Origin of the sequence: Nocardia coffeae (assembly GCF_019890715.1) — a bacterium.
GTDB classification, from domain to species: Bacteria; Actinomycetota; Actinomycetes; order Mycobacteriales; family Mycobacteriaceae; genus Nocardia; species Nocardia jiangxiensis.
Window position 1 is genome coordinate 488,134 of record NZ_JAINZY010000001.1, and the last position, 21,735, is coordinate 509,868.

Here is a 21,735-nt window from a genome sequence, read left to right on the forward strand (position 1 = left end):
CGTCAGCGACCCAGCGCCTGCAGCACGCGCCCGTTGACCTCGTCGACCTCGCCGACGCCGTCCACGGTGACGACCAGGCCGTCGTAGTGCTCGAGCAGCGGCGCGGTCTCAGACTGGTACACGTGCATCCGGTTGCGGATGACCTCTTCGGTGTCGTCCGAGCGACCGCGACCCAGCATGCGGCCCACCACGACGTCCTCGGCGACCTCGATGCTCACCACGGCGGTGAGCTCGTGCCCCGCCTCCTTGAGCATCTTCTCCAGCGCCTCGGCCTGATCGACCGTGCGCGGATAACCGTCGAGTACGAAACCCTTCACCGCGTCCGGCTCGGCGATCCGGGATTCCACCATGCGGTTGGTGACATCGCTGGGCACCAGATTGCCCGCGTCGATATACCGCTGTGCCTCGCGCCCGAGCGGCGTCTGCTGCGAGATGTTCGCACGGAAGAGATTCCCCGTGGAGATGTGCGGGACGCCCAACTTGTCCGACAGCAGTTCAGCTTGTGTGCCCTTACCGGCACCCGGCGGACCGAGCAGTACGAGTCTCACTTGAGGAACCCTTCGTAATTTCTGTTCATCAGTTGGCTCTCGATCTGTTTCACCGTGTCGAGGCCCACACTCACGACGATCAGCACCGACGTACCACCGAACGGCAGGTTGCTCGCCGCACCACCGCCACCGCCGATATGCAGCAACAGATTCGGCAACACCGCAACCGCACCCAGATAGATGGAGCCGGGCAGGGTGATTCGGCTCAGAACCCGAGTCAGATAGTCCGCGGTCGGCTTACCGGGACGGTATCCGGGAATGAAGCCGCCGAACTTCTTCATCTCGTCCGCGCGTTCCTCCGGACTGAAGGTGATCGCGACGTAGAAGTAGGTGAAGAACACGATCAGCACGAAATAGATCGCGACATACACCGGATTACCCGGATTCACCAGGTATTCCTGAATGATCTTCTGCCACCAGCTGCCCTGACCAGCCGAGGATCCCTGCGTCAGCTGCGCCACCAGGTTCGGCAGGTACAACAGCGAGGACGCGAAGATCACCGGGATGACACCGGCCTGATTGACCTTCAACGGCAGATAGGTCGACGAGCCGCCGTACATCTTTCGCCCGACGACACGTTTGGCGTATTGCACCGGAATCCGGCGTTGGCCCTGCTCCACGAAGATGACAGCGATGACCACCAGCAGTGCGGCCACGATGACCGCGCCGAAGATCAGGCCGCCGCGGCTGTCCAGAATGCCCTTGCCCTGCGAGGGCAGCCGCGCGGCGATACCGGCGAAAATCAGCAGCGACATGCCGTTTCCGACTCCGCGATCGGTGATCTGCTCACCGAACCACATGACCATCGACGCACCGGCGGTCATCACCAGCACGATGATGATCATGCCGAAAATGCTCTTGTCGGAAAGAATGTCCTGATCGCACCCGCGCAGCAGCTGCTTGCGAGCGGCCAGCGCCACCAGACCGGTGGCCTGCAGAATCGCCAGCGCCACCGCGAGATATCGGGTGTACTGCGTCATCTTGGTCTGGCCGGACTGGCCTTCTTTGTGCAGTTCCTCGAAGCGCGGAATGACGACCCGCAGCAACTGGATGATGATGCTCGCGGTGATGTACGGCATGATGCCGATCGCGAACACCGAAAGCTGCAGCAGCGCACCACCGGAGAACAGGTTGATGAGCTGATAGATGCCCGCGTCACCGCCACCGCTGACGATGTCGACGCAGTGCTTGACGGCCTTGTAGTCCACACCGGGCGACGGCAGAGCCGCCCCGACGCGGTACAGCGCGATCAGGCCCAGCGTGAAGAGAATCTTCCGCCGTAGGTCCGGGGTCCGGAAAGCCGACACGAAGGCGGAAAACACAGATCCTCCTGGCTAACGACATGTGGGGTCATGCCCGGGTTTCGACAAGTCTTGGCAGACAACACTTGAACTCTAACAGCGACGCCGGACGGGCTCTCACCCGTCCGGCGACACTGTGTAGTACTGCGACGTACGCGAGGCTTTCACGTGGTCATATGCCACGCTACCGCCCCGCCGCACCGGTTACTGTCAGCCCAGCTCGGTGGCGGTGCCACCGGCCGCGGTGATCTTCTCCTTGGCGGAGCCGGAGAACTTGTCGGCGCTGACCTGAACGGCCACGGCGATATCGCCCTGGCCGAGCACCTTCACCAATTCGTTCTTGCGCACGGCACCGGCGGCGACCAGTTCGGCCTTGCCGATCTCGCCACCCTGCGGGAACAGCCGGGCGATATCGCCGACGTTCACGACCTGGTACTCGACGCGGAACGGGTTGGTGAAGCCCTTGAGCTTCGGCAGCCGCATGTGCAGCGGCATCTGGCCACCCTCGAAACGGGCCGGGACGTTCTTGCGAGCCTTCGTACCCTTGGTACCGCGGCCCGCGGTCTTGCCCTTGGAACCCTCACCGCGACCGACGCGGATCTTGTCCTTCTTCGAGCCCGCTGCCGGGCGCAGGTGGTGGAGCTTGATCGGGGTCATGCGTTTACCTCCTCAACGGTAACGAGGTGGCGCACGACGTTGACCAGACCACGGTTCTGCGGGTTGTCCTCGCGGACCACGCTCTGCCGGATCTTGCGCAGGCCGAGGGTGCGCAGCGAATCACGCTGGTTCGCCTTCGCGCCGATTGTGCTCTTGATCTGGGTGATCTTCAGCTGTGCCATGTCTAGACTCCCTGTCCGGCACGTGCACGCAGCATGCCCGCGGGAGCGACGTCCTCGATCGGCAGACCGCGGCGCGCGGCGACCTCTTCGGGACGCTGCAGCATCTTCAGGGCCGCAACGGTGGCGTGCACGACGTTGATGGCGTTGTCGCTGCCGAGCGACTTGGCCAGGATGTCGTGGATACCGGCGCATTCCAGCACCGCACGAGCCGCACCACCGGCGATCACACCGGTACCGGGCGAGGCCGGACGCAGCATGACCACACCGGCGGCCGCTTCACCCTGCACCGGGTGGGTGATGGTGGAGCCGATCATCGGGACGCGGAAGAAGCCCTTGCGAGCCTCCTCGACGCCCTTCTGGATGGCCGCGGGAACTTCCTTGGCCTTGCCGTAGCCGACGCCGACCAAGCCGTTGCCGTCACCCACGATCACCAGGGCGGTGAAGCTGAAGCGCCGACCACCCTTGACGACCTTGGAGACACGGTTGATCGCGACTACGCGCTCGAGCTGGTTCTTCTCGGCGGCATTGTCGCGGCCACCGCGATCACCGCGACGGTCACGACCGCCGCCACGTTCCTGACGGCCGCCCTCGGGGCCGCTGTTCTGTCCGGCGGGTCCGTTTCCGCCGTCACGCCGCTGACGTCCCGGCATCAGACGTTCCTTCCGTTCATGGTCATTCCGGTCTGGGGCTGAATCCGCATCAGAACTTCAACCCACCTTCGCGCGCGGCATCGGCCAGGGCGGCGATGCGGCCGTGGTAGTCGTGGCCACCGCGGTCGAACACCGCGGCCTCGACACCGGCGGCCTTGGCGCGGGCGGCGAGCAGCTCGCCGACCTTGCGGCCCTTGGCGGTCTTGTCGCCCTCGAGCGCACGCACGTCGGCCTCGATCGAGGAGGCGGAGGCGATGGTCTTGCCGGCCGAGTCGTCGACCAGCTGGGCGTGCAGGTGCCGCGCGGAGCGGTTGACGACCAGGCGCGGACGCTCGGTGGTGCCGGCGACCTTCTTGCGCAGCCGGAAGTGACGACGGACCTTGGCGTTGCGCCGACGGGTCGAGGCGTCCTTGCCGAGCGGCTTGCGCGCAGCCTTCTGGGCTTCGGTTTGTGTATTGGCCATGGCTTACTTACCCGTCTTTCCGACCTTGCGGCGAACGACCTCACCGGCGTAGCGGATGCCCTTGCCCTTGTACGGGTCGGGCTTGCGCAGGCCGTGGATCACCGCGGCGATCTGGCCGACCTTCTGCTTGTCGATACCCGACACCGAGAACTTGGTGGGCGATTCCACCGCGAAGGTGATGCCCTCGGGCGCCTCGATCGGAACCGGGTGGCTGTAGCCCAGGGCGAACTCCAGGTTCGAGCCCTTGGCCTGCACGCGGTAACCGACGCCGAAGATTTCCATCTTCTTCTCGTAGCCCTTGGTGACACCCTCGATCATGTTCGAGACCAGGGTGCGGGTCAGGCCGTGCAGGGAGCGGTTGCGACGCTCGTCGTCCGGACGGACGACCTCGAGCTCGCCATTGTCCGCCCGGCTGATGACGATGGGCTCGGCGACGACGTGCGACAGGGTGCCCTTGGGGCCCTTGACCGCAACGCTCTGACCGTCGATGGTCACCTCGACCCCGGTGGGGACGGTGATCGGCTTCTTACCGATACGCGACATTGTCCTGACCTCCCTTACCAGACGTAGGCGAGGACTTCGCCGCCCACGCCCTGCTGCTTGGCCTGACGGTCGGTCAGCAGGCCGGTCGACGTGGAGATGATGGCCACGCCGAGGCCGCCCAGGACCTTGGGCAGATTGGTGGACTTCGCGTACACACGCAGACCCGGCTTGGACACGCGGCGCACGCCCTGCAGGCTGCGCTCACGGCTGGGGCCGTACTTGAGGTCCACGACGAGGGTCTGGCCCACGTTCGCTTCCTCGGTCCGGTAGTCGGCGATGTAACCCTCACGCTTGAGAATCTCGGCGATGTTCGCCTTGAGCTTCGAGTGCGGAGCCTTCACCTGATCGTGGTACGCCGAGTTGGCGTTGCGCAGACGGGTCAGGAAGTCTGCGATCGGATCTGTCATGGTCATACGTGACCGCTAACCTTTCTCGCCACGGTTCCCATACAGCACCCGCGCACGCGAGTAGTGGGCCTATGACAATTCGGCTGGTCCGGCCGACTATCTGCCGACCGGATGAAGTGCGTGTCCCCGAGCCCTGCGCACACGACAATGCACACAGACCTGCCCAGGCAACTGGACCAGTGTAGACAAGCCCGCTACCAGGACAAAATCGGGGTCCCGGTCACAAGTGACCGACAGGTCGGGTGGTCGGCGCCGGGGCGAGAGCCGGACGTATGCCGGTCGACCTGACGGGCCGCATGTCGACGGTGGCGCTGCTGGTTCCGGGGCAGGGCCCGGCTTTGTCGCGGGACCAGGTGCCGGTGAAGGAGTCGGCGGAATCCGGGTCGGCGCCGGATCGGGCCAGATTCCAGCGGAACGTCGCGTTGGTGTGGGGCTCGTTCGAATCGTTGTAGCAGGGATAAGGAGTGTCGTAGACCATGCTCCATGTTCCGCCCGCGTACACGAGCATCGGAGCGAAGACCGCACGCGGATCCGTGCGAGGATCCACGCTCGGATCCGGCTGAGTCGTCGCCGCGCAACGATCACCCGTGCGCAGGCAGATGGTGTCGTATCGCTGCCGGATCCGGTCCGGCGCAGGAGGATTCGGAACTTCCGGTGTCGAACCATAGGCGATGGTCACCTGGTAGGTCCCGTTCATCGCCGTCGCCGGCGGATCGACGGGGGCGGCGATGGTCTCCGGTGCGACGACGTGCACGTTCGGCTCGATACCGCCGAGGCGGGACAGCGTCATCCCACTCTCCTGTGCATAGGCACAGGGTCCGCCGACATAGCCCCGGTACGTTCCCGTCCACTGCGAGCCGGCCGACCGCAACACCACTCGCTGCCATCCCTGAACCATTTGGGGTGCGTGCGTGATCGGGCTGGTGCAATCGTTGTCGGGCCAGGGTTCCACCTCTCTGGTGGCCATCCACGCGCCATCGCGATAATCGGCGACGAACTGGGTCGGGGCACTGCCCGGAGCGCCGGGATTTTCGCTGGTGATCGAGGCTACGCACCGATCGCTGCCGGACAGGCAGCGCGACCGGACCGACCACACCCGGGTATCGGTGACGGCTTCGACCGGATTCCCGTTCACAGTGCGGTGCGTATAGGTGACCCCGTACCTGCCGTCGAAGGCGAGTACGGGCGTGGACCCGTGACTCAACCGCCACACTCCCGCCACCGCCGCCGCGCCGATCAACAGCGCGACCGCGACCAGCGTCGCCCGGACGACAGGACGCTTCTTTCCCGGTGCGATTCGTGTGCGCTGCAATCGATTCGATCGCAGGAAGGGGAGCAAGCGATACCCGGGCGGTTTCGGATGCGCCCTCGCCAGGACCGTCGGCGGCGTATCGGCCAGTGCGGTACCGGCCGCGACGGCCAGCTCTCCGGCGGTCGAGTAGCGGTCGTCCGGACTTTTCGCCAGGCCGCGGGCGACGACATGGTCGAACCCGCCCGGCAGGTCGGATCGCCGCGTGCTCGGCGCAGGGGGTTCGGCGGTCAGATGCGCCGCGATCTGTTGTTCTGCGCTGTTGCCCGGATAGGGCGGGGTTCCGGTCAGACATTCGCACAACACACAGGTCAGGGCGTAGACATCCGATCGGCCGTCGACAACGCCGGTGGTGAATCGCTCCGGCGCCATATAGGCCAGGGTGCCGATCATCGCGCTGGTCCGGGTCAGCCGGGTGTCGTCGGCCGAGCGGCAGATGCCGAAGTCGATCAGATACACGAATCCGCTGTCGTTGACCAGCAGGTTCGACGGTTTGACATCGCGGTGCACCAGCCCTTGCTCATGTGCCGCATCCAATGCCGCCGCGGCTTGGGCGATCACCGCAACCGCCGCCTTCGGCTGCATGGCCCCATCGCGTTTCAGCAGGGTTCGCAGATCGATGCCGTCGATCAAGCGCATATCGAGGTAGAAGCGACCATCAATTTCGCCGTAGCCGTGGATCGGGATCACATGCGGTTCCCGCAGCCGGGCGGTGTCGTGCGCCTCGCGCCGGAATCGTTCCCGGAAACTGGCATCGGCCGCGAAGTGTTCCGGCAGCACTTTGATAGCCACGATCCGGTCGGTGACGGTGTCGTAGGCCCGCCAAACCTGGCCCATGCCACCTTCACCGATCAGCTCTTGCAGCTGGTAGCGGCCGAACGCCCTGGCGCTCACCGACCACCTCCCGCGCTGATGGGTCGCGTTCGCCGCGCGAAATCCACGTCGTGAAACGGTCGCAAACCAATGATATCAAGGCGTTTCACGCGTCGCGATCACGCGACCGGGGAAATATGCGCAAGCCCTGGCACAGCGCGATGCGCTGTGCCAGGGCTTGCGTTGTGGCCGACTCGAGCCGACGTTTATTGCGTCCGGTAGGAATTACCAGCTGGACTTGTGCACGCCCGGCAGCTCGCCGCGGTGCGCCATCTCCCGCAGGCACACACGGCACAGGCCGAACTTGCGGTAGACCGCGTGCGGGCGGCCGCAACGCTGGCAACGGGTGTAGGCGCGAACGGCGAACTTCGGCGTGGCCGCGGCCTTGATCTTCAGAGCTTTCTTAGCCATGTGCTCAGTTCTCCTTGAACGGGAAGCCGAGGTGCTTGAGCAGCGCGCGACCCTCGTCGTTGTTGGTCGCGGTGGTCACCACGGTGATATCCATACCACGCGGCCGATCGATGCTGTCCACGTCGATCTCGTGGAACATCGACTGCTCGCTCAGGCCGAACGTGTAGTTGCCGTGGCCGTCGAACTGCTTGGGAGACAGACCGCGGAAGTCCCGGATACGAGGCAGCGCGATGGACACCAGGCGGTCCAGGAACTCCCACATCCGGTCGCCGCGCAGGGTCACCTTCGCGCCGATCGGCATGCCCTCACGCAGCTTGAACTGCGCGATCGACTTGGTGGCCTTACGAATCTCGGGCTTCTGACCGGTGATCAGCGTCAGGTCGTTGACCGCGCCGTTGATCAGCTTCGCGTCACGGGCAGCGTCACCGACACCCATGTTCACCACGACCTTCACCACGCCGGGAATCTGCATGACGTTGGCGTAGCCGAATTCCTTGTTCAGCTCGTCCCGGATCTCCTCGCGGTACCGGACCTTGAGGCGGGGCTGAATCTTGTTCTCGGTGGTGGTCATCAGATGTCCTTCCCGTTGCGACGGGAGATGCGCACCCGCTTGCCGTTCTCGTCGGTGCGGTAGCCCACGCGGGTCGGCTTGCCGTCCGAGTCGACGACCATCACGTTCGAGACGTGGATGGGCGCTTCCTGGGTAACGATGCCGCCGGAGCTGGCGCCACGCTGGTTCGCGGAGTTCGCGACATGCTTCTTGATCCGGTTCACGCCCTCGACCAGGACCTTGTCGGTCGCCGGGTAGGCCTGGATGACCTTGCCCTTGGCGCCCTTGTCCTTACCCGAGACGACGATGACGGTATCGCCCTTGTGCACCTTCATGTCAGAGCACCTCCGGGGCCAGCGAGACGATCTTCATGAACTTCTTCTCACGCAGCTCGCGGCCGACCGGGCCGAAGATGCGGGTGCCGCGCGGATCGTTGTCCGCCTTGATCAGCACCGCGGCGTTCTCGTCGAAGCGGATGTACGAGCCATCCGGACGACGGCGCTCCTTGACGGTGCGCACGATGACAGCCTTGACGACCTCACCCTTTTTGACGTTGCCGCCGGGGATCGCGTCCTTCACGGTGGCGACGATCACATCGCCGATACCGGCATAGCGACGCGACGAACCGCCGAGCACGCGGATGCACAAGATCTCCTTGGCACCCGTGTTGTCGGCGACGCGCAGTCGCGACTCCTGCTGAATCACTTCAGCTCCTCCTAGACCTGGACGAAATGCACGCCGGATTGCCGACCCGACGGGCATGGTCAGTTGCCCCTCAAAACGCGCGCCTGCCAGCGGTTATACGAGGATCCGGGGATCAACCACTGTGGGTTCGCGGCCGAAGTGCGGGCACAGCTGTCCCGCAAGCAACCGGATCAGTGTAGCCAAGCCGCAGGTAGGGCCCAAATCCGGGCCCGGCGTCGCGTTCTTCAGCCACTCTCAGCAGGCTCCAGTAGCCTCGGTCCAGCTACGACCCACGTCCGCCATACACAGCAGTCGGGGAAGGATTCTCTGTGAGCTCGTCGCGTCGTCCGGTTCAGCTGGATCGCCGTTCATTTCTGGTCGCACTCGGTGCCGTACCGGTGGTGGCGACCCTGGCCTCCTGCAACACCAACGATTCCGCCTCGAAGCCGCCCGCCGGGCCGGATCTGTCGGGCATGGATCGGGCCGTGCGGCCGCAGGATGATCTGTTCCGCCACGTCAACGGCACCTGGTTGCGCACATATCAACTACCGCCGGACAAGACGAGTTTCGGCACCTTCACCGAGGTGTCGGACCGGGTCGAGGGCCAGCTGAAAGATGTCATCGCCGGGATCGCGGATCCGAAGGACGGCACTCCCGAGCAGCAGATCCGCGATCTGTACGACGCGCGGATGGACGAGGCCACCCTCGACAAGCTCGGCCTGACGCCGCTGTCCGGACTGTTCGCCCAGATCGACGGGGCGGCAACCAAACCCGATCTGGCCAAGGTGATGGGCGCACTGCCGCTGGGCGGGCTGATCGGGCTCGGCATCACCGTCGACCAGAAGAATTCCAACGCCTACCTGCCCTCGATCGGCCAGTCCGGCCTGGGCATGAGCGAGCAGTACTACAGCAAACCCCAGTTCGCGCAGTATCTCGCGGCGTATTCGACGCTGCTGGGCAAGCTCGCCGCCGGGGGCGGTCTGCCCGATCCCAACGGCTCGGCGCAGCGCGTGCTCGATCTGGAGAAGCAGATCGCCGCGGCCTTCTGGGACAACGTGCGCACCCGCGACAGCGATGCCACCTACAACCTGAAATCCTGGGACGAGGTCAAGGCTCTGGCCCCGGAATTCGATTGGGAGCCTTGGCTTTCCGGAAGCACCGATCGCCCGAAGGAACTGTTCGCGAAGATCGTCGTCGCGGAGCCCTCCTTCGTCACCAGCGCCGGGAAGATCTGGGCCGCCACCGATATCGCGATCTGGCGCGACTATCTGAAGCTGGCCCTGCTGCGCAGCTATGCCAAGTACATGACCAAGGCGCTCTCGGATGCCAACTTCGAGTACGTGAAGGTCACCGCGGGCGTCCAGCAGCGACCCGAACTGTGGAAATCCGCGGTCGGCGTCGTCGACGGCAATCTGGGCGAGGTGCTCGGAAAACTGTACGTGGCCAAGTACTTTCCCGCCGAGGCCAAGGATCGCGCCAAACAGCTGGTCGACAATCTGCTCGCCGCGTACCGGCAGAATTTCCGCAACTCCAGCTGGATGTCCCCGCCGACGCGTGATGCCGCCATCGCCAAACTGGGCAAGATCACCGTCAAGATCGGCTACCCGGACAAGTGGGTGGACTACTCGAAGGTGCAGGTCACCCGCGGCAAACTCGTCGAATCCCTGCTGGCCATCACGGCTTTCGAGGCCAAGCGCTCGATGAACAAACTCGGCACCCCGGTCGACAAGACCGAATGGGGGATGACCCCGCAGACGGTCAACGCCTACTACGACGTGACCTCCAACTCGATCAATTTCCCCGCCGCGATCCTGCAGGCCCCGTTCTTCGACAAGGACGCCGAAGCGGCGGTCAACTACGGCGCGATCGGCGCGGTCATCGGCCACGAGATCGGCCACGGCTTCGACGATCAGGGCTCCAAGTACGACGGCGACGGCAACCGCAAGGACTGGTGGACCCCGCAGGATCAAGCCGCGTTCGACGCCAAGACCAAACAGCTCATCGCCCAGTACGACGTCCTGGTCCCCGAGGGCCTGCCGCCGACCGATCACGTCAACGGTGCGCTCACGGTCGGCGAGAACCTGGCCGACCTGCGCGGACTGATGATCTCGCTGGCCGCCTTCCGCATCGATCTGAAGACCGACAAGCCGAACTACACCGACATGTTCCTGGCCTGGGGCCGCAACTGGCGCGAGAAGCAGACCACCCAGTACACCGAGTCGCTCCTGGCCAACGACGTCCACTCCCCCAGCGAATTCCGCTGCAACCAGGTCGTCCGTAACCTACCGGAGTTCTACCAGACCTTCGGCGTCAAAGAGGGCGACAAACTGTTCCTCGCCCAGGATCAGCGGGTGAGCCTCTAGCGTCGTACACCGGGGCGGGACGGCTGATCGCCATCCGCGAATCACACCGCGCCGCCCCGGTTACGATCGAGACACAGACTCGAAAATCCTTCGGAGGGGATGGAATTCAGATGAGCGAGCCGACCAACGATGCGACCGCATCAGCCCCGCGCCTGGCCCGCGTCTACGACGGCCGCGACCCGGACGGCCGCCCCATCGCCGACCGCGACCCCGTTGATCCCGCACTCGTCGAGGCGTTGCTGACCTACCTCGAGTCCGCCCCCGTCATCCTGGCCGCCCGCAGCTTCGACGTCGACGAGTTCGCTCCCGCCGACCGCGACGTCCCGCTGAACTACCGCACCGACGGCACCTGGATCTGGGCCGGCTCGGTCCCGCACTACCTGCGCAAACACGGGCTGGCACCGGAACCGAAGTTGGTGCGGCACATCCAGGCGCGGGATTTTCAGCTGGGCCCGGTCGACCAGGCCGCGAAAGATCTTGCGGTGTCGGTGATCACCGGCTCGTGAAGCCGGCGTCTATCGCGATGGTTTGCGATCGGTCCTGCTCAGCACACCGGTGACCGAGTCGCCCGGAAAGGGTTTACGCTCGGTCTGCGGCAACGGGACCTCCGTCAGCTTGCCGTCGAACAACATCCACAGGCCGAAGCAATCGTCCTCCTCGTCACGAACGAGCACCTGGACCGATTGCGGATCCGGCCACGGAAGCGACTCGAGATGAGGCAGCAGCCCTCGCCAATTGAGCCGGTAGAACTGCACGACCCACGCATAGCATTCGCTCGACCCCGTACCGGAACCGGAGAACACCGAATCGTCGACCGGAGTGAAGCATTGCTGCCACTCGCGGTCCGGATCGGGCTCGGTCAGCGGTGCCATCACCTTCTCGGCGTTCCGCGCGAGAACGATCACCTCCGCGAATCTACTCATCACCAGTCACCTTTTTCGGCATGAAGTGTCACCTGCCCGCGGCAGGTCGGATGCTCAGGCCGGGAATTCACCGAGCCAACCACGCTGAACGAGTTCCGTCGGGATATAAGCGGACTCGACCTCGACCGGGAACTCCGCATCGTATGCGAGGCAGGTAATTGCCAACGGGCCCAACGCAATACACCCGTCGGGATCCTCCGCTCGATCCTCGTCGGCCGTCCAGTACTCTCTGTGCAGTTCCAATGCCTCCACCAGAGCATCACCAAATTCTGCCCGATCGTCGGTGATGAATCGGTGGAAGAGATTGATGGGCTGGTAAACGATCTGACCGAGCCGATCCCGCGGCATGAGCGTGGCAACCTCGGGATACGACGCTCGAATCGTGGCGGTCAGTTTCTCCGCGACCCCGGGCCGACGGAGCCAGTAGGCTTGCAAGGTATCCACCCACAGATAGACGAACTCATCGGTGTCGCCCTCGGCCTCACGCAAGCGATCAACGGGAAAGTTGCAGAGCTGGGTCATCCGCTCCTGATCCCGACAAACGATCGCCAACCAGAATGCGTTGAGCCACTGGGTGACATTGGGGAATGTCCGCGAGCCGATCGCGGGCAATTGCCGGATCTCGTGAGCGATGCGACATTCGACGGTACCTTCGGTATGGCTGGTGACGGCGAACATCGCCGATCCGACCTGCATGGCAGCAACCACCGACTCCCAGGTCGTACCCAATACCGCGCGCGAGTCGACACCACACTGCGCTCGCATGAACAGCATTGATTTGGAGAATGCGACATCGATCATTTCCGGAGTGGTCTCGAGTCCGTCGATCGTCTTGGTCGCGCTCACGCCGAGCCTGGCAGCATACTGCTCATCGTTCGGACCTCCAGTCCAATGCGTTTCCACAGTACGTGTCACGTGGGCCTCCGACCGCTGATATCGAATATTTTCATGACATAGCCAGCATACTCACCATTGTTTCGACGACCCTGCACCAGGACGTAGTCGAGTTTTCCGTTCGCCAACGCTTTTTCCAGGTTATCGGCCAGATCAAACTCCTCCGGAAATTTTCTGCCACGCTTTCGCATTGCCTCCAGAATATCCAGGAAATAGTCTCGATGGCCCTGCGAAACCCGCGTGTCACCGACCCATCGGGAGCCGAGCTCGGTATCCACCGTACTCTTACACTCGACAACGACATACTTCCCATTCGGGAGTTCATAGACCTGGTCGAACTGATCATTACCGTTTTTCGGACCGTGCAGCTCGACCGGTTGCGCATCTTCGTAGTGATCAGGAATAGCATGCTGGGCCGCCACAGTCTCACCGAAAGCTTCGGATTTCTTCGTCATGTCACGGTGCATCGGTACATGATCCTCTTCCGCTTGCCGAACAGCCTCTCTGTTTTCGGGAGTATCCTCTTGCCCGAGCGCATCACGAGCGCTCCGCAGGGCACGTTCCGCTCTGGTGTCGGCCGTAATGGCATCTTGCCTCCCGCCCGCGCTGGCGTCGAGTATCTCTCGCGTCTCCTTGCTGATTCCCTCCGGACCGACCGGATCGTAAATCTTCAGTGGGTCGGCCGGTGGTAGCGGCGGTGGCGCGTCACTCTCGACGATCCATTTACCGGTTTTCGGATTCTTGATCAGATGCGGGGGAACATACCCGGTTTCGTCCGCAAGCCCCTTATTGTGCCGGACCGTGTAATTACCGTGATCCTTGTAATACTTCTTGAAGTATTCCGGATCGTTGTTCGCCCGCTCGACCTGTTGGCGCATCGCCCGGCGCTGCGGCGTTTCCCCGTCGGGCGCGACGTGGTCGGCATTGTCACCGTGCCCCGGGTCGTGCTTCGTACCCGATCCCGCCTCGGATTCACCCGACTTCGGTGGACCATCGTGTTCGGGCCCATCGCCACGGGCCATCGGCCGTCCGCCACCGGAATCATCGCCCGCGGAAGACGGACGGACCTCATGCGCCGAGCCGTCCCCGACGCTCGTATCGTCCGAGCCCGACCTCGCGCGCGCTCCCGACTCACCCGCGTTCGCCGCCGAATCGAAGCCGGACTCCGGATGGATCACCCTGATCCGGGGATCGCCGCCCGCTGCATCCGTCACCGCATGCGCCCACTCCTCGCTCGGCGCGACGAAGACGCTGTTGTCGGTTTGATACTTGCTGCCGTCCGGCAACTTGTTCCGCAACGTGGTCATCTGGCGTTCCAGATGCTCTTCCACGCTCTTCGTCGTGGTCGTGGAATCGAATGTCTCCACCTCGGCCACCCGACCGTCTCGCCAGGTGACCTTGACGAGATCGGCGGTGGTGCCGGTAATGGAATCAGCGCCGTCGATGACAGCCTTGGGCACCGGCGGATTCTTGTCATCCTGGAAGAAGAACCGCGAACCGTCGCCCGTCTTCGGGGCGTACAGTTCACCGGCGCGCTCGAGCTGGTTGTTGAAGTACTCGTGCGCTGCGCCGGAAGCATCGTTGTCCTGCTTGCCATCGATCTTGTGTGGCACCCCGTTCTCGTCGACGACGACCGGCCGGCCATCGACCGTCTGTTCGGTGAGCGGCTCGTACAGCCGGGCCTCCGACGGTGTGATGGTCTTGGGGTCCTTGGCCCGCATGGTTGCGGGGTCGTGGTGCTGCTCGAGATCGTGTTTGGCACTCTCGGGGGTCCCCGGGACGAACCCGTCCGCACCGGCGGGCGTCGTGGTGCCGTCCGGGTGGGTGGTGTGCCATTCGCCGTCCGGGGGGATACGGGGGCGAGGGTTGCCGTTGGCGTCCTTGACCGGGGTGCTGCTGTAGACGCGGCCGTGTTCGTCGGACCAGGCCTTCTCGGTGGGGGCGAGGACATCGGTGTCGAGGTGGTTCGCCAAGCGACTGGCGAAGCCGTTCTCCGATGCGTCGCAGCCGATCATGCGGATGGGCTTTTCGCCGTCCCAGCCGTGCTCGCGCAGCATGTCGCCGAATTCCTCTGGCGTGTAACGATGTTCGCCGATTCGGACGTGCCCGTCCGCGGTGACGTGAGCGTCGACGGTGAAGTAATGGTCGTCGGCGGGGACGAGGCTCGCCAACCGGCTCAGTTCCGGATCTTTCGCGTGCAGCGAGACTCCGGCATCGGTCGGCTCGGCGTGATCGCGGAACGCATCCTCGATGCTCGGACGCTCGGTTGGCCCGGCCTCCTCCGGATGCGGCGAGCCGTCCTCGTGATGATCCTCATCGGTCGAATCCCGTCGCGGCTCCTCCCGTTCATGATCGGCGGGACGAGTCACCGGGTCGTCGTGATCGCCGGTGCGGTGTTCGGCCGGGGTCCGGTCGGACGGGTGCGTTTCTTCCTTGCCCGCACGCGGATCCTCGGGCAGGCCGGCGCGGGAGTGGGGATCCTCGCCCGGGGGATGCGGGGGTCGGGTTCCGTTGTCGCCGTTGGGATGTTCCTCGTTCGGGTGGGGGGTTTCGTCGTCGCCGCGAGAGCGGGCGCCGACGAGTTCGCGTGGGCGATCGGAGCTTCCGGTGCGATCTGTGCGGCTGGAATCGCCTGCTCTCGAGGGGGATTCGGTCGCGCGGGAGCCGGGTTCGGTGCCGGTGCTGCGGGCTCGGATCGGGGAGGAGGATTCGGGGCGGTCGCCGAGGCGGCTCGACGGTCGTTCCGGGTCGCCCGGACGAGCGGTGTTGTCGGCCAGGCCGGCACGCGTCGACGGTTCCGGCGGTGCGGGAGTCTCGTGGATGGTCGAGATATCGTCCGGGACGACGAATTCCGCGTCGTCCAGCGATCGCGACTCGGCGACCGGAACATCCTCGGTGCGCGGAGTTTGCGTGACCGGATCGTCCAGCGAAGGACTGAACGGCTTGTCCGCAGACACGGAATCGGTGGTCCGGGAATCCGACACCGGGCGAGTCTCGGACGACTCGGCACTGCCCGCCGACGGGTGCTCGGCCGGTGTACTCGTGGATTCGCTTCGCACCGGGGTGGTTTCGGACTGGGTGGGCCGGTAAGCGCTCGACCCGTCACCGGTCGCCTGCGGGCGCGGGCTCGAGCCCGGCGCGCGCACACCATCGCCCGCGGAACCGGCCGAACGCGCCGAGACCGGCGACTCCGGCCGCGCGGCATTGTCCGCACGCGGTCCCGCATGATCGACGCCGGAAGTGACATTCGTTCCCTCGGAACGAGATTCGACATTGTGCGACTGAGTCGGATGAGGCTCGGCCGCATGCGATTCCGGACGCACCCCGTCCGAACCGGTCGAATGCACCTTCGGCCCGTTCTCGGACGACGTCTCGTGCGGCGATCGCGAATCGACCGGACGATCGTGGGTGGACGTCGAATGGTCCTGTGTCTCAGGGCTTTCCGAGCGATGCTCCGATCCGGCCGGATGCGTCGCATCGGGCTCATCGGTGCTGTGCTGCCCGAGACCGGAATCCTCCGAGGACGGAGAATGATCACTCGTGAGGGTCTCGGTCGGCTCGACGTGTGGCGAACTGCCGTCCTGACCGTCCGAGGGCACCGAGGGGCGCTCAGTGGGCACACCACCCTCGTCGCTGAGATTCACCCGGGTGTGCGGAGCGGTGCCGTCCTCGATCGGACCGTGGTGTCCGCCGAGCGAACCGTGCGCACCCCAGAATGCTCCCGCGACAAGAGCACTCGGATCCATCTCCCATTTGCCCGTGTACGCCATGTCGGCCAGACCGCTGGCCAGCGTTCCGGTCACACCGCCGGTGATCCCCGACACCAGGCCCTTGAACATCCCGCTGCTCAGGTTCCGCATCCACCCCTGCATGAGGCCACCGGCGAAACCACCGGTCAGGCCACCCGCCAACCCCACCACGGCGGTCTTGCCGACATCGCCCCAGTGGATGCCGTCCTGATGGCCGCTCTGCACCTTGGCTTCCTGATTGGCCAGATTCACACCGGCGGGAATGGCCGCGTCCAGCACCAGATGCAGCAGAAGCCGCTGCCACTGATTCTTCAACGTCGTCAGCAGGACGTCCTTGAGCCCGTTCTCGGCGATGGCCTTGAGCAGCTGGCGCATCGCGAGCCGTGCACCGACCCGGGACAGGGCGATCGTGGCCGCCTGTTCCGCCGGCGCGGTCGGCGGGAATGCCTCCTCGGCCAGGAGCGCGGCCGCCGTGGTCAGCAACAGCGTCTCGAACTGGATTTTCCCGCCCTCGATCGAGTCACCGGTCGCCTGGGCGCTGTCCCCGACGTGGTTGAACCAGGAGACGAGCTGATCGATGGACTGTGGTCCCGAGCGCATCGACCGCAGCTGCTTGATCATCGCGTCGCCGCCGGAGCCTTCCGGATACGCCGCCTGAACCGCGCTGATGGCCGCGTCGATATCGCCGTCGATATCCGACAGCGCTTTCGCCGCGTCGTGCCAATCGTCGGCGAGGTCCCACATCTTGTCCTCGTCGCCCTCGGGCCAATCCAGCCCCAGCCAGTTGAGCAGGTACTCCAGGCCGGACGGCTTGTCCATCCCGCTACCGCCTATGGCAACCACCCACCCGCGCGGCTAGTCCGGTACATCGAATCCCCCTCCCGATGAAGCGTGCCGGTGGCGAGATCGAATCGCACCGCATCCACTCCACACGGCTCATCCAACACCGTCCGAGCCCGGACTTCCCGGTCCGCAGCCTAACAGCACCCGGCATTCGTCACGGTGACATACCGCGTGTACGATCGCAAGCCCCCAAAACCCTTGGACTATACGGCCTTTCAAATGAGGTTGCTCGTGGTTCGGCCGGACCGCTATCTTTGATTCGGAAACGCTGTCTTCGAATGGCATTCGAGTACGTCGGTCGGGAGGGGCCAGCCATGGGTAAAGTTCAGGTGGATCCGGAACTACTCCGGCAGGCCGCAGCCAAGACGCAGCACGTCAGCGATCGAATCACCAATGCCCTCACCACCTTGCAGTCCAAGGCCGACGGTCTGGGTTCGCCCTGGGGTGATGACGTGTACGGATACAAGTTCGCGGTGGAGAACGGCTATCTGGACGCGCAGAAACAGCTGCACACCATCACCAACGGACTGGCGGACCATTCCGGAAGCCACGCCGACGGTCAGAAGACCTCGTCGAAGTATCTCGACGACACCGATCACGGCAACTCCGACGGCTTCCAATAGCCCGCATGGCCAACGAATTCGCGAAGGCTCAACTGGCAGATGTCCGGGCGGCCTTCCAGGATCAGCTGGCACTGATCGCCGACCTGCAGTTCCGCCGCACCCAACTCACCGCGACGGGCACCGCACGCGGTAAACGAGTGACGGTGACGGTGAACGCCGACGGCACCGTGATCGAAACCAAGTTCAGCGGCAACGTCTCCGACCTCGGTTATGCCGACATCGCGCGCGCGGTGACCGCCGCGGCCCAGGAGGCCGCGGCGGAATTGGCCCGCAAGAGCGGCGAACTCATGGAACCGCTGCAGGAAATTCGCGGCCGCTTCCCGAAGGTGCACGAAATCGTCGAGGGTATGGCCGATCTGAGTGCGCAGCGTCCCGTGGCGCCCGAAGTCTCCCTCGCGCCGCCGAACTCGCCGGAACGCCGGAACGCCGAGGACCGCCCCTTCGAGAACGCGGAGCACGCCCCCCGGCACAGCGACAACGGCGTTACCGAATCCGGCTGGTCACCCGCGAAAAGCCAAGCGGCGCATACTCGCTTGGCTTCGGCCACCGGGCCCGGCGCGCCGGATCCGGGGCCTGCCGTCGAGACACTTTCCGCAGGCTTCTCGGAGATCGAGGAGATCGTTCCCGAACCGCGCGGCGGTGTCACCGAATCCGGATGGTGACGCCGGCGCCGCACGTTCAGTGGGTGATGAGTTTCCAGTCCTGCGGCAGATTCGACGAACCCACCTGATCACCGTCGACCACCAGGTCCAGGACTGTTCCGCCCAGGCGCAGGTCGGTGAGTTCGACACGCCCCCAGCGGGCCGGGACATGCGGTAGGACCGTCAGGGTGCGATGGGGCACGTCGGGCTCTAGTCCGAGGAACGAGCGCACCAGCAGCAGCGGGGCCGCACTCGCCCACGCCTGCGGTGAGCAGGAGGTGGGATACGGGACCGGGGCCGGAAATCTGGATCGCGGGAAGCCGCAGAACAATTCGGGTAGCCGTCCGCCGAATGCCGCCGCGGCGTCCAGTAATCCGTCGGCCAGCCGGGTGGCCAGGTCGATCGCGCCGGGGATGTGCCGGTAACGCAGGAGTCCGGCGATGGTGATGGCGGTGTCGTGCGGCCAGATCGAACCGTTGTGGTAGCTCATCGGATTGAACGCACCCATGCTCGAAGCCAGTGTGCGCAAACCGAATCCACTGTCCATCTGCGGCGTGGACAGGTGTTCCACGATCCGCACGGCGTGTTCGTCGGTCGCGATACCCGACCACAGGCAGTGCCCGATATTACTGGTGAGCGAATCCATCCGACGCTTGTGTCGATCCAGGGCTATTGCGTACCAACCCTTTTCGGGAATCCAGAAAGCCTCGGCGAATTTACTGCGCAATTCGGCGGCCCGGTCGCGCAGCCGGGTCGCGGTCGCCGATTCGCCGAATTCGTCGGCCAATTCCGCCCGCGCGGTCAGTGCGGCGTAGACGTATCCCTGCACCTCGCACAGAGCGATCGGCGCCTGCGCCAAATGCCCTGCGCTGTCATTGATTCCGTCGAAACTGTCCTTCCAGCCCTGATTGGCCAGACCGCGGTCGGTGGCGCGCTGATATTCGACGAAGCCGTCGCCGTCGCGGTCACCGAAATGCTCGATCCACTCCAATGCGGCGTCCGCGGCGGGCAGCAACGCCTGCACCGCGTCCAGATCCGCGCCCCAGCGCCGCACCTCGGCCAGCAGCATCACGAAAAGCGGTGTGGCATCGACGGTTCCGTAGTAGACCTCGCCGCCGAGCACCTGACCGCTGGCGGGGCCGCGGCGGATCTCGTGCATGATCCGGCCCGGCTCCTCCTCGGTCAGCGGATCCACCCGCTGCCCCTGCATCTCGGCCAGTTGCTGCATGGTGCCCAGTGCCAGGCCCACATCCATCGGCAACGCCATCCACGCGGTCAGCAGGCTGTCCCGGCCGAACAGCGTCATGAACCAGGGCGCACCGGCGGCGACGAAGGTGCGGCCCTCGCGGGTGTCGTCGTGGATGCGCAGCGCGCCCAGATCGCTCTCGGTGCGCTGCAGGACCGAGGTGAGCAGCGGATCGCCCGCGGTGAGTTTGGTCGCGGTATCGCGCCACGCCTCGATCTTGCGACCGGGCTCACTGGCGCCGTAGTGCTCGCCGGGATGCGCCGGCGGGCGGGGGCGCTGATTGGCCATCGTCGGCTGCGCCAGGATTTCGGTCCGCCAGCGCCCGCCGGGCGGAACCACCACCCGCCACGACAGCGAACCGGGCAGCACCTGCGGCAGTTCCGAGGAGGTGACCGCCAGCCCGCGGGCCCGATCGGACCGGTCGGTGAACAGCAGTTCGTTATCGGTGACCAGGACATCCGCGCGGCCGTGTCCGCCGCGCCCCTCCTTGACCGCGAACAGATCCACGAAATCGCCCTCGGCGTGCAGTTCCAGCACGACTGCGGTGGGTTCGCGGCCGAGATTCTCCAGCGTGACCGTCTCACGCAGTCCCTCGGAGACGAGCCGATCGCGCACCACCAGCAGAGTGCTGTCGGCCACACCGGCGCGCGGCGGGCGGCGCAGCACGAATCGTGCGGTGAACGCCTCCGGGCTCAGCACCGAGAGCGGTTCGGGCCGATGCCCGTCCACCCGCAGCTCCCAGCGCGACACCACTCGCGCATCGCGATAGAACAGTCCGTGCGAGGTGCCGAGTTCGACATCGCCCACCCGGTCGGACAGACAGAACGTACTGCCCTCCACCAGCGTGATCGCACCGCCCGCGCCGCCGAGCATGGCGGGTTCTCCGGCATTGAGCGGACCGGGGCTCATCCGTGCGCACCCGTCGCTTCGACCGGCGTCGTCGTCGCCGGTCCGCACATCATCATCGGCTCGATCGTCATCACCATTCCGGACGGTTCCTCCCATTGCACCGGGAACAGCTGGCATCGCGCTTCGGACAATCCGGTACCGGCCGTACCGAAAAGGGTGGTCGCGCTGTGGCCGGACCGACTCAGGTGATCAAGCGTAGCGGGTCGCGGCGAAACCCACGACTTCCCGCGTGACTGAAACATATGGTTTGGCTAACCTAACCTCATGGGAAAAGGCTTCAACGGATTCGTCCTCAAGGCGCTGCGCGCCGACGACTACCGGCTCACCGTCACCGACACGCGGCAGATCAGTGACCACTACCTGCGGCTGAGCTTCACCGGAGGCGGTCTGCTGGCCGAGCATCCGCTGCACCCCACCCAGTGGATCCGCATCTGGTTCCCCGACGTGGGCGAGAATCTGGTGCAGCGCGGCTACACCCTGGTCGACCCCGATCCGAGCCGCGACACGTTCGACATCGAATTCGCGTTGCACGCGGGCCCGGCCTCGCAGTGGGCGCGCGCCGCCGCGGTCGGGGATGCCGTCGACGCGACCGTGATGGGCTCGAAATTCGCCGTCCCCCAGCCGATTCCGCCGGAGTTCGTGGTCTTCGGCGATACCGCCTCGCTGCCCGCGATCAACTCGCTGCTCGACGCCATCGGCGAGACGCCCGCCCGGGTCTGGTTGGAGTGGCAGCACGAATCCGATCGCGAACTGCCCGTGCGCACCGGTCCGAAGACCGAGGTGACCTGGGTCGAGCGGGACGGCGGCGGGCAGTTGCTGCGACAGGCCGCCGAATCGCTGACCTGCGCACCCGATGCCTTCGGCTGGGCGGCCTGCGATGCGGCGACCACGCGATCGATCGTCAGATCGCTGAAATCCCGGCTGCCCAAGGACAATATCGCCGGCCGCGCCTACTGGCGGTGAGCG

At 65.2% G+C, this 21,735-nt stretch carries 22 protein-coding genes; 5 read left to right on the plus strand and 17 right to left on the minus strand.

Annotation, left to right across the window (positions count from 1 at the left end; translation table 11 throughout):
* Positions 1-2: 2 nt before the first annotated feature.
* The 13 genes from K7711_RS01990 to rplN all read right to left on the minus strand — a co-directional run bounded on the left by K7711_RS01990 (position 3) and on the right by rplN (position 8,599).
* Complete coding sequence (locus K7711_RS01990) at positions 3-548, minus strand: adenylate kinase (protein ID WP_222964313.1); 546 nt, start codon at positions 546-548, stop codon at positions 3-5.
* Positions 545-1,870: a preprotein translocase subunit SecY gene (gene secY / locus K7711_RS01995; protein ID WP_222964315.1), complete on the minus strand. Its 1,326-nt coding sequence runs from the start codon at positions 1,868-1,870 to the stop codon at positions 545-547. Before secY ends, K7711_RS01990 begins: the two co-directional genes overlap by 4 nt.
* A gap of 189 nt (positions 1,871-2,059) precedes the next feature.
* The gene (gene rplO, locus K7711_RS02000; RefSeq protein ID WP_222964317.1) at positions 2,060-2,506 is read right to left on the minus strand and encodes a 50S ribosomal protein L15; all 447 of its coding nucleotides are present in this window, start codon (positions 2,504-2,506) and stop codon (positions 2,060-2,062) included.
* Complete coding sequence (gene rpmD, locus K7711_RS02005) at positions 2,503-2,688, minus strand: 50S ribosomal protein L30 (protein WP_067667070.1); 186 nt, start codon at positions 2,686-2,688, stop codon at positions 2,503-2,505. Before rpmD ends, rplO begins: the two co-directional genes overlap by 4 nt.
* Positions 2,689-2,690: 2 nt before the next feature.
* On the minus strand, positions 2,691-3,338 hold the full coding sequence (gene rpsE, locus K7711_RS02010; RefSeq protein WP_040818518.1) for a 30S ribosomal protein S5: 648 nt from the start codon (positions 3,336-3,338) through the stop codon (positions 2,691-2,693).
* A gap of 49 nt (positions 3,339-3,387) precedes the next feature.
* On the minus strand, positions 3,388-3,801 hold the full coding sequence (gene rplR / locus K7711_RS02015) for a 50S ribosomal protein L18 (protein ID WP_222964319.1): 414 nt from the start codon (positions 3,799-3,801) through the stop codon (positions 3,388-3,390).
* A gap of 3 nt (positions 3,802-3,804) precedes the next feature.
* The gene (rplF, locus tag K7711_RS02020) at positions 3,805-4,344 is read right to left on the minus strand and encodes a 50S ribosomal protein L6 (protein ID WP_222964321.1); all 540 of its coding nucleotides are present in this window, start codon (positions 4,342-4,344) and stop codon (positions 3,805-3,807) included.
* 14 nt (positions 4,345-4,358) lie between these two features.
* Entirely contained in the window at positions 4,359-4,757 is a 399-nt protein-coding gene (rpsH, locus tag K7711_RS02025; protein ID WP_040818510.1) for a 30S ribosomal protein S8, read from the minus strand.
* Positions 4,758-4,971: 214 nt separating this feature from the next.
* A complete protein-coding gene (locus K7711_RS02030; protein WP_222964323.1) occupies positions 4,972-6,954 on the minus strand; it encodes a serine/threonine-protein kinase in 1,983 nt (660 codons plus the stop codon).
* A 204-nt stretch (positions 6,955-7,158) separates the two neighbouring features.
* The gene (locus K7711_RS02035) at positions 7,159-7,344 is read right to left on the minus strand and encodes a type Z 30S ribosomal protein S14 (protein ID WP_040818507.1); all 186 of its coding nucleotides are present in this window, start codon (positions 7,342-7,344) and stop codon (positions 7,159-7,161) included.
* 4 nt (positions 7,345-7,348) lie between these two features.
* Positions 7,349-7,915, minus strand: a complete 567-nt coding sequence (gene rplE, locus K7711_RS02040) for a 50S ribosomal protein L5 (protein WP_222964325.1) — start codon at positions 7,913-7,915, stop codon at positions 7,349-7,351.
* Positions 7,915-8,229 carry a 50S ribosomal protein L24 gene (gene rplX / locus K7711_RS02045; RefSeq protein WP_036498213.1) on the minus strand — a complete coding sequence of 105 codons (315 nt, stop codon included), beginning with the start codon at positions 8,227-8,229 and terminating at the stop codon, positions 7,915-7,917. Before rplX ends, rplE begins: the two co-directional genes overlap by 1 nt.
* A 1-nt stretch (position 8,230) precedes the next feature.
* A complete protein-coding gene (rplN, locus tag K7711_RS02050; RefSeq protein WP_067895247.1) occupies positions 8,231-8,599 on the minus strand; it encodes a 50S ribosomal protein L14 in 369 nt (122 codons plus the stop codon).
* Between the two features lie 308 nt (positions 8,600-8,907).
* Between rplN and K7711_RS02055 the strand changes: the two genes are divergently transcribed.
* The gene (locus K7711_RS02055; RefSeq protein ID WP_308014407.1) at positions 8,908-10,941 is read left to right on the plus strand and encodes a M13 family metallopeptidase; all 2,034 of its coding nucleotides are present in this window, start codon (positions 8,908-8,910) and stop codon (positions 10,939-10,941) included.
* A 110-nt stretch (positions 10,942-11,051) separates the two neighbouring features.
* Positions 11,052-11,447 carry a hypothetical protein gene (locus K7711_RS02060; protein ID WP_222964327.1) on the plus strand — a complete coding sequence of 132 codons (396 nt, stop codon included), beginning with the start codon at positions 11,052-11,054 and terminating at the stop codon, positions 11,445-11,447.
* Positions 11,448-11,456: 9 nt separating this feature from the next.
* Here K7711_RS02060 and K7711_RS02065 read toward each other — a convergent pair whose 3' ends face one another.
* The 3 genes from K7711_RS02065 to K7711_RS02075 form a co-directional block, all read right to left on the minus strand.
* A complete protein-coding gene (locus tag K7711_RS02065; RefSeq protein WP_222964329.1) occupies positions 11,457-11,864 on the minus strand; it encodes a hypothetical protein in 408 nt (135 codons plus the stop codon).
* Positions 11,865-11,918: 54 nt separating this feature from the next.
* Positions 11,919-12,710: an immunity 49 family protein gene (locus K7711_RS02070; RefSeq protein ID WP_222964331.1), complete on the minus strand. Its 792-nt coding sequence runs from the start codon at positions 12,708-12,710 to the stop codon at positions 11,919-11,921.
* A 65-nt stretch (positions 12,711-12,775) separates the two neighbouring features.
* Positions 12,776-17,326 carry a WXG100-like domain-containing protein gene (locus tag K7711_RS02075; RefSeq protein WP_222964333.1) on the minus strand — a complete coding sequence of 1,517 codons (4,551 nt, stop codon included), beginning with the start codon at positions 17,324-17,326 and terminating at the stop codon, positions 12,776-12,778.
* A gap of 338 nt (positions 17,327-17,664) precedes the next feature.
* On the opposite strand from K7711_RS02075, the gene K7711_RS02080 reads away from it, so the two are divergent.
* Together K7711_RS02080 and K7711_RS02085 are read left to right on the plus strand one after the other, a co-directional pair.
* Entirely contained in the window at positions 17,665-17,973 is a 309-nt protein-coding gene (locus tag K7711_RS02080; protein ID WP_222964335.1) for a WXG100 family type VII secretion target, read from the plus strand.
* 5 nt (positions 17,974-17,978) lie between these two features.
* Positions 17,979-18,635, plus strand: a complete 657-nt coding sequence (locus tag K7711_RS02085) for a YbaB/EbfC family nucleoid-associated protein (protein WP_222964338.1) — start codon at positions 17,979-17,981, stop codon at positions 18,633-18,635.
* A 16-nt stretch (positions 18,636-18,651) separates the two neighbouring features.
* Here the strand turns inward: K7711_RS02085 and K7711_RS02090 are convergent, their stop codons facing one another.
* Positions 18,652-20,769 (minus strand): amylo-alpha-1,6-glucosidase, encoded by a 2,118-nt coding sequence (locus K7711_RS02090; RefSeq protein WP_222964340.1) that lies wholly within the window; start codon positions 20,767-20,769, stop codon positions 18,652-18,654.
* Between the two features lie 264 nt (positions 20,770-21,033).
* Between K7711_RS02090 and K7711_RS02095 the strand changes: the two genes are divergently transcribed.
* The gene (locus K7711_RS02095) at positions 21,034-21,732 is read left to right on the plus strand and encodes a siderophore-interacting protein (protein ID WP_222964342.1); all 699 of its coding nucleotides are present in this window, start codon (positions 21,034-21,036) and stop codon (positions 21,730-21,732) included.
* Positions 21,733-21,735 lie beyond the last annotated feature (3 nt).

Coding starts and splice junctions, on each gene's coding strand:
- K7711_RS02095 (WP_222964342.1), top strand. CDS start 21,034: ATGGGAAAAGGCTTCAACGGATTCGTCCTCAAGGCGCTGCGCGCCGAC.
- rpmD (WP_067667070.1), bottom strand. CDS start 2,688: ATGGCACAGCTGAAGATCACCCAGATCAAGAGCACAATCGGCGCGAAG.
- K7711_RS02065 (WP_222964329.1), bottom strand. CDS start 11,864: ATGAGTAGATTCGCGGAGGTGATCGTTCTCGCGCGGAACGCCGAGAAG.
- K7711_RS02080 (WP_222964335.1), top strand. CDS start 17,665: ATGGGTAAAGTTCAGGTGGATCCGGAACTACTCCGGCAGGCCGCAGCC.
- K7711_RS02085 (WP_222964338.1), top strand. CDS start 17,979: ATGGCCAACGAATTCGCGAAGGCTCAACTGGCAGATGTCCGGGCGGCC.
- K7711_RS02075 (WP_222964333.1), bottom strand. CDS start 17,326: ATGGACAAGCCGTCCGGCCTGGAGTACCTGCTCAACTGGCTGGGGCTG.
- rplO (WP_222964317.1), bottom strand. CDS start 2,506: ATGACCCCGATCAAGCTCCACCACCTGCGCCCGGCAGCGGGCTCGAAG.
- rpsE (WP_040818518.1), bottom strand. CDS start 3,338: ATGCCGGGACGTCAGCGGCGTGACGGCGGAAACGGACCCGCCGGACAG.
- rplR (WP_222964319.1), bottom strand. CDS start 3,801: ATGGCCAATACACAAACCGAAGCCCAGAAGGCTGCGCGCAAGCCGCTC.
- K7711_RS02060 (WP_222964327.1), top strand. CDS start 11,052: ATGAGCGAGCCGACCAACGATGCGACCGCATCAGCCCCGCGCCTGGCC.
- K7711_RS02090 (WP_222964340.1), bottom strand. CDS start 20,769: ATGAGCCCCGGTCCGCTCAATGCCGGAGAACCCGCCATGCTCGGCGGC.
- rplF (WP_222964321.1), bottom strand. CDS start 4,344: ATGTCGCGTATCGGTAAGAAGCCGATCACCGTCCCCACCGGGGTCGAG.
- rplE (WP_222964325.1), bottom strand. CDS start 7,915: ATGACCACCACCGAGAACAAGATTCAGCCCCGCCTCAAGGTCCGGTAC.
- K7711_RS02035 (WP_040818507.1), bottom strand. CDS start 7,344: ATGGCTAAGAAAGCTCTGAAGATCAAGGCCGCGGCCACGCCGAAGTTC.
- rpsH (WP_040818510.1), bottom strand. CDS start 4,757: ATGACCATGACAGATCCGATCGCAGACTTCCTGACCCGTCTGCGCAAC.
- rplX (WP_036498213.1), bottom strand. CDS start 8,229: ATGAAGGTGCACAAGGGCGATACCGTCATCGTCGTCTCGGGTAAGGAC.